This window comes from Citrobacter sp. Cpo045 (assembly GCF_030332875.1).
Classification (GTDB): Bacteria; Pseudomonadota; Gammaproteobacteria; order Enterobacterales; family Enterobacteriaceae; genus Citrobacter; species Citrobacter portucalensis.
In genome coordinates this window covers 1-6,931 of the sequence record NZ_JAOWGZ010000097.1, presented here as the reverse complement: position 1 = coordinate 6,931, position 6,931 = coordinate 1, and the positions used below count along the sequence as shown (strand labels likewise).

Sequence of the window (6,931 nt, the reverse complement as noted above, 5' to 3'; positions counted from 1 at the left end):
CAGAAGACGTCGTAAAGGGCTGGCAACAGAACGTCTGCCGCTGCTCCGTCCGGCGGCGCCCAATCTGACCTGGTCGATGGATTTCGTCATGGACGCACTTTCCACCGGTCGCAGGATCAAGTGTCTTACCTGCGTCGATGATTTCACAAAGGAATGCCTGACGGTCACTGTTGCCTTTGGGATTTCAGGCGTTCAGGTCACGCGTATTCTGGACAGCATTGCACTGTTTCGAGGCTATCCGGCGACGATAAGAACTGACCAGGGGCCGGAGTTCACTTGCCGTGCACTGGATCAATGGGCCTTTGAGCATGGTGTTGAGTTGCGCTTAATCCAGCCGGGCAAGCCAACGCAGAACGGATTTATTGAGAGCTTTAACGGACGATTTCGCGATGAATGTTTGAATGAGCACTGGTTCAGCGATATCGTTCATGCCAGGAAAATTATTAATGACTGGCGGCAGGATTATAACGAATGCCGCCCGCACTCCACGCTGAATTATCAGACACCGTCTGAATTTGCAGCGGGCTGGAGAAAGGGTCATTCTGAGAATGAAGATTCCGACGTTACTAACTGAGTGTTGTATCTAATCGTGGGGGCAGGTCAGTGTATGTTCAAACTGATACCTGGCGAACTGGCGTTGCCATTCTTCACGTGCATCGAAAAAGATTAGCTTGATGGTAAATGGCATCACAGTTAGCGGGTTAAATCGCCCCCGTTTTGCAACGATATCGCCGTTAGGTGAAGTAATGTTTTGAGGGATAATGACCGTCGGATCGATGGTTCTGGTAGCTCGCTTTGTCGCTTCCGGGAATTCCTGGAAAACCTGGCGGGGCCAGTAGTTATCAATGGCCTTTTTCTTCATGCCATCAAAATCGAGTTTAGCGACACTCTCCTGTAGTTCATCAATAAGGTTCTTCTCTACGACCCCAACAGCGGGCCCGGCCACACCAAGGTCGCCGGTCTTGTCTTTCAGGTACGCGATGTCATAGATGCCTGTCACCCTGGCCACCAGCTCACCATCTTTTTCATGGATAATGGTCGGTACAGAACTAACGTTGTAGTTTTTGAATACAGTTGGATCGAGGTTTACGGCCAGAGAAGACTTGGAGTCGAAGGAAAGTTTCTGCCAGTGGGTAAGTTCATCAAGCAGGTTCTTTTTATCTTTTGCCCCCTGGACAACCAGAGCGATATCCGTGCGTCCATCGTATAACTTGAGAATGTCGGTGATTTCAGCATCGCTGAGAGACGCGGAGACGAGAATATAAATAAAATCACCGGCTGGCTTATTTTGTTTCTCGTTAGTCATATCAGACTTTGCTAACGCTCCTCTTACCGCATCATCGACTAGTTCATCTGTATTTTTATACTCGGGCATTTCACCCATCATTTTTCGATTATCTTTAACCGTGTCAGTAGCGCGGTCGGCAGTGGCATTTTGATTATCACGAGCCGCTTTTATGAGACTGTCAATATCTTTCATTTCAGTTGCAGATAATTGACGCTTAGCTTTTTGAATGTCAGTGACTGAGTAGTTATTAGCCGGTCTTGTCGGAATATTATCTAAGTTGGATACCGGTCTTGACGGCAGATCACTTAAATAGATACCAGTGTTTTCGGCCCAGACTGGAGTGAAAACAACAGCGGTTACAAATGCCAATATCGAAAGTCGAAAAGGTGTTTTTTTTACCATAATGGATACGCTCGGCCTATAATTTGTGACTCGTCTAATGATCCCCAGTACCTGGAATCAAAACTGTATCTGGTGCGCCCCATCATCCACAGGCGACCATTCGGTACGACACCACTACGCGTTAGCTCCTGTTCGGTATGGCCAGATTCTGCTGCTAATGCCAGTCCCTCACCGACCATAGAGCCGTTAATTGCAGTCTCTTCGGGATCAACGGAGACTGTGTCTCCCGCAATGCCATCAACAATTTTCAGCCCTTTGCCATATGGTTGCATTAGCTCAGAATGAAAGGCGTAAATTTTCCCTTTGACGATTGATTTGTCCATTTTATCGACGAGATATATTCGGTACGGAGGAAGACATTGGTTATTTTGTGGATCGATACCAATCTCATACCGGTTAAGCACGTATAGCGTCAGCGGTGCGGTTAAGAAAATAACAACGATGCTGAAAACAATATGTTGCCTCCAGCTTCGCTTTTTACGAAATATTAAGCTCCATACTGATTTGGGTGTATTCATTCGCCCACCGCTATTGCTGAGTGTTGATGGTCTGGGGGATCTTGAGCCCCGTAGGGTAGCTATAAAGGGCTGAGGCATTGAGCACAAGATACCCCGCCTCTGACAGTTTCTCAGCGCGGGCTAATACCAGCCTTGACTGGGCTTCACCTAACGGTTGACCTTTATCGTCCATAAAGTTGATGACTGCAACATAGTCATAGGGCGAGGCTGGTGGGAATAACCGCCCAAAAAGGGCGGCTCCGATGAAACCAAAAAGCAGCGCAATTGCAGCGGTTTTAATCATGCGGCTAACCCCCGCTCAACCAGAATTTCGTTGATAGCCTCTTCGGTATTGATCCCCCGGGACTTTCTGTCTTTGATCGCGGCAACGTCTTTCGGGTCAGTCGAATAGAGAAGTAAGCTGAATGGGTCAACCACAAGTCTGCAAATACCCTGGCCCGCTTTAGAAATGACAAAGATTTCTGAGTAGACACCTTTCGTGGAACGAACGGTTTTAAGGAACCGGTAACCAGCCTCGTCCAGCGCCAGACGTTTATTTGCTTCAGCTTCGTTCACTGCGGATTCACTTTGCCCCAGCAAGAGCATAAAGGCTGAGTTATCTGCGATCGATTTCCCGATACTATCTTTGTAAATATCGTTGATAGACTGGGTGATGGTAATTGCAGCTCCGTTATATTTACGGAACCGGCGATAACCTTTCTCGATGAACGCCCCGATATTTCCTGATAACAATGCCCAGGCCTCATCGATAATGACCAGCTTCATCTGGCTACGGTCGCCCATGAACATGTCCTGCTGGATTTGATAAATCAGCTGAAGGAGGACAACCTGTTTAAGGTGTTCTGAACTTTCCAGTCGGGAAAGTTCAAGTACAGTGAACGGATTTTTGAAGTCGATATTGTTCTTACCAACAAAGTACTTCCCGTACTGGCCCGCACTCGTGAACGGATAGAGCTGATGGCCAATACGTTTAATGTCTTTATCTTCATCTTTCAGCAGTGAATCAGCAACCATATCAACGGTGGTCAGCTTCTTGTGTACACGGACAAGATCAGCTACATGTTGTTTAAGTCGAGACTCTTCGAATGAATTCAGACCTTCTTTAGGAGCTGCCATCACCGATAACAATCCGATGATCAGATCTTCTTCACCGCCACTGGAGTCATCATCTTCAGACTCACCGAAATAGTCTTCGATCAGTTCGAAGAAGTTAAGACATGGCCTGGTTTTGGGATTGAAGTCGAGATAATCGCCCTGGTAGGTCTCACAGATATTTTTGTACGAGTCACCTACATCAATACACCAGACTTTAGCCCCGAGGCTTCTGTAGGCGGTGATAATGTAGTTTGTCAGGAATGACTTACCCGACCCCGACTCAGCTGCGATACAGGCGTTATAGTTAGTATCAGAATCAAACAAGTCCAGTGATTGGATCTGGCCAGAGCGCGATGTCAGCATTAAGGCGGGTTTGTCTGTACCTTGCCAATCTGCATAGAGAGGTGAAAGTACCATCGCTTCACTGAGTGCCATTGTTCGATATCGGCCAATGGACTTTTCTGCTGATGCTTCGTTAAACATTGGCAGAGCTGACAGGAAAATTGGCGCAACATAGTAGGTATCTGGGATCATCTTAAACTGATAGGTGTTCAGATAACTTGCAGCTTCCTGAGCAGCGCGTAACACGCCATCTTTTGAGTTAGAGAAGATTGATACCGTAAATTTGGCTTTGCAAATTGGGTCGTTGTTATCAACTTTTTCGCTAAGAAGATCGAAGCCCTCACGCAAGTTTATGAGTGATGGAACCCACTTAATTAATGGGCCACTGGTTTGCTGAACAACCCAGTTACGTTTCGAGGTGAATTTAGTTTTTTCACTTTGCTGATCAAAGAAAATCAGGCTCATTGAGATGATGCAGGATGATTTAATTCCAGTAACACCACTCATCATATCGCCGAGAAAGTATTGCGCTTGCCCGGGAAAGAATCTTTTCGGGAATTTTCGCGCACTCAATGTTTTCACAAACGTTGTCGGTGTAGGTGCTTCTCCACGAAGCTCGGAATCTGTCGGATCACCAAAACCGCAATAGTCTTTCTTAATGAAAAACATGCGATCGTGGTCGACTAACTGTTCTGAAATGTACTTGTCTTCTTGTGGCTGTACCGGCGTCCGGTCTCTCCAGGAGGCGCTTTCACCCTGGTTGCAAATGGAGCTCAGAACATCGATGTAACTTTCACGCGTCAATGCACCGGGACACAAACCAGTGATGCTCAGCGTCGTTTCGAACACATTCCGCAGCTCGTTAACGTGATTGAATTCTTCTTCACGCATTTCATAGTTATATTTGATCGGAATTTTTACTGTAATGAGAAGCACACAATTTCGGACGCGAGTCCCGGTTCGCTTCATCGGCGTTTCGGTGCTTTTCAAAAGGAATTTAGAGCGGTTATAAATTGCGTTACGCAGGATTGCGTCCCGGCAATCCATACGCAATACGTCCATCCGGTTAATTTTCTGTACGATGTTTGGGCTTGCAACCAGGTCAAACTGAACGATAGTTTTGGCGGGGAAGTTGGAAGACAGCAACGTTTGAAGGTTAGTCATCTCCTTGCCGGTTGTCCCGCTTAAGGGACGACAAACAAATCCGAAACCAACATATTTGTTGTCGCACATAAACAAATGATTGGATTCGTCATATGCACGTACAGGACACAAGTCAGAAAAACGCTTCAGGTTTTTGAGTCGCTGAAAAATTAAAGATTCACTCATAATGCCTCCAGGATTCCCAAGAAAGTGTTACTTGTTCTCGATAAAGTTTTTGAGGCCTTGTTTTGGTGAGCCGAGTACGTAGGAGCCGTCATCACGCACAATGAAAGGGATCATGCTGACACCTAGTATCTGAGCCGTAACTTCACGTCGAGCCAGAGCCTGCATATCGCAGTTCTTTACCTGGTCGAATTTCTGAGTGGAATTTCCGCTGATAATTGCGCGGTCTGCGCGGTAGCGGTCGGATGCACAATACAATTCAATATTTCGCTGCTGGCTTGCCGGGCCCAGAGCTCCGAGCGACAGAACGCTAACGGTGAATTCTTTCGGGTCGAGGTCAGCAAGTGCTGAAAGTGGGGCTGCACAGGCTTCACAACCAGGTGCGGTAAATATCATGACCTTTTTAGGCCCATCGCCCCATACGGCTGGGCGCAAGTCCGCGATATTTAGGTTCAGCTCTTTCATCGGAATGATGCTGGCGTTCTTGGTTATTTCGCTCATGGTGGTCAGAGGCTTTTTAGCCCATGTGTCATAGAGCGTTCCCTGTATAACGAAGCGGCCATTAGAAGACAGCAAATTAACTTTCCCATCAATCTCTAGTGCGATGATGCCGTTAGTAGGGACGACAAAACGTTTTACTTCCTGCGAATTCTGAGGAATGTTCTTGAACGCTTTTTCATTGAAAATCGTATCGATATTCCCGGTGTTTGTTTTTACTGTATCGGCGAATACAGAAGCTGATGCAGAAAGTGCCACCAAAAGTGCCGCAGTCGCGACATGTTTGATAAAGTTCATAGTAACCGCTCCAAATGAGAGAGGTTTCATTTTCACATATTGATTTATTTTGCCGCAGGGAAAAGGGCTGCAAACTGTCCCCAAAAAAAGGAAGTGATGAAATGTTAATATCGGTTTTAATTACTCAATTAGTCCAAATAAAAAGCCACAAAAAAGTGGCTTTTTATTTATGCTTTATTATTACTGGAAGCCAACCGCAAATCCTGCACCAGCTCCAACACCACCGGCTGTATCAGCCGACATGCTAAAGCGGACGTTTACTTTTTCATTGATAGCGTAATTCGCTCCTCCCGAAATTGCCCCCTGGTCTCGGTACGCGCCCATCGCCATGCCAAAACCCGACACGTTATTGAGGAAGGGAATTGAAGCGATAGCAATTGCGCTTGCTGAGCCTGCTTTTGCTCTTTTATCATTACGGTCAACCGTCTTTTTAAGGTCAGAGAACTTCTGGTTTGTGTAGCTATTAGCTGAAGCCAAGGTCTGTCGGTCACCATCAATCCGTGACTGGCGCTCAGTATCGACAAGGAAATCAGTCCTTGAGTTGATGACAGATTCACGGGCATCCGTATGACTGTTTGCACTTACAAGAGTTTGAGCATCGCCAGCAACTCGGGATGCGCTTTCAGTTGCAATTAGACTGTCGGTACGAGCGTTGATCGACACTTCACGCTCGTCGGTATAAGTATTAGTATCCGTGGCAGTCTGGCTATTGTCGTTACTGCTACCAGACCCTGTACCACTTCCTGTCCCGCTGCCGTCCGTACCGTTATTGTTATTTCCGCCTGTAGTAGGTGGCGTTGTGTTAGAGCCAGAGCCAATGGATGAAAGGTACGAACTGATGGCACTATCAGTGTACGCCTGAAGTGAACTAAGGAAGGTGCGAATAAGCGGGGAAATTCTTCTCGGCTGACTCAGTCATTTCATTTCTTCATGTTTGAGCCGATTTTTTCTCCCGTAAATGCCTTGAATCAGCCTATTTAGACCGTTTCTTCGCCATTTAAGGCGTTATCCCCAGTTTTTAGTGAGATCTCTCCCACTGACGTATCATTTGGTCCGCCCGAAACAGGTTGGCCAGCGTGAATAACATCGCCAGTTGGTTATCGTTTTTCAGCAGCCCCTTGTATCTGGCTTTCACGAAGCCGAACTGCCGCTTGATGATGCGAAA

At 46.8% G+C, this 6,931-nt stretch carries 6 protein-coding genes and 2 pseudogenes; 1 reads left to right on the top strand and 7 read right to left on the bottom strand.

Annotated elements, in window-relative coordinates:
- Positions 1–574 (top strand): annotated as a pseudogene (locus OGY13_RS15425) (IS3-like element ISSen4 family transposase); the annotation flags it as partial.
- Between the two features lie 9 nt (positions 575–583).
- Here OGY13_RS15425 and OGY13_RS15420 read toward each other — a convergent pair.
- The 7 genes and pseudogenes from OGY13_RS15420 to OGY13_RS15390 form a co-directional block, all read right to left on the bottom strand.
- Positions 584–1,690, bottom strand: coding sequence for a TrbC family F-type conjugative pilus assembly protein (locus tag OGY13_RS15420; protein ID WP_286637708.1), 1,107 nt, complete (start codon positions 1,688–1,690; stop codon positions 584–586).
- The gene (lepB, locus tag OGY13_RS15415) at positions 1,684–2,208 is read right to left on the bottom strand and encodes a signal peptidase I (protein WP_007372232.1); all 525 of its coding nucleotides are present in this window, start codon (positions 2,206–2,208) and stop codon (positions 1,684–1,686) included. The genes OGY13_RS15420 and lepB overlap by 7 nt, the downstream gene beginning before the upstream one ends.
- Positions 2,209–2,218: 10 nt before the next feature.
- Complete coding sequence (locus OGY13_RS15410) at positions 2,219–2,491, bottom strand: hypothetical protein (RefSeq protein ID WP_007372231.1); 273 nt, start codon at positions 2,489–2,491, stop codon at positions 2,219–2,221.
- Positions 2,488–4,974 (bottom strand): type IV secretion system protein TraC, encoded by a 2,487-nt coding sequence (gene traC / locus OGY13_RS15405; protein WP_007372230.1) that lies wholly within the window; start codon positions 4,972–4,974, stop codon positions 2,488–2,490. The genes OGY13_RS15410 and traC overlap by 4 nt, the downstream gene beginning before the upstream one ends.
- Positions 4,975–5,001: 27 nt before the next feature.
- The gene (locus tag OGY13_RS15400) at positions 5,002–5,766 is read right to left on the bottom strand and encodes a DsbC family protein (RefSeq protein ID WP_007372229.1); all 765 of its coding nucleotides are present in this window, start codon (positions 5,764–5,766) and stop codon (positions 5,002–5,004) included.
- 180 nt (positions 5,767–5,946) lie between these two features.
- Complete coding sequence (locus OGY13_RS15395) at positions 5,947–6,429, bottom strand: YadA-like family protein (RefSeq protein WP_286637705.1); 483 nt, start codon at positions 6,427–6,429, stop codon at positions 5,947–5,949.
- A gap of 355 nt (positions 6,430–6,784) precedes the next feature.
- A pseudogene (locus OGY13_RS15390) lies at positions 6,785–6,931 on the bottom strand (IS5/IS1182 family transposase); the annotation flags it as partial.

Bases quoted from the DNA above. Each gene is read 5' to 3' on its own strand.
- OGY13_RS15400 (WP_007372229.1), bottom strand. From the start codon at position 5,766: ATGAACTTTATCAAACATGTCGCGACTGCGGCACTTTTGGTGGCACTT.
- traC (WP_007372230.1), bottom strand. From the start codon at position 4,974: ATGAGTGAATCTTTAATTTTTCAGCGACTCAAAAACCTGAAGCGTTTT.
- lepB (WP_007372232.1), bottom strand. From the start codon at position 2,208: ATGAATACACCCAAATCAGTATGGAGCTTAATATTTCGTAAAAAGCGA.
- OGY13_RS15420 (WP_286637708.1), bottom strand. From the start codon at position 1,690: ATGGTAAAAAAAACACCTTTTCGACTTTCGATATTGGCATTTGTAACC.
- OGY13_RS15410 (WP_007372231.1), bottom strand. From the start codon at position 2,491: ATGATTAAAACCGCTGCAATTGCGCTGCTTTTTGGTTTCATCGGAGCC.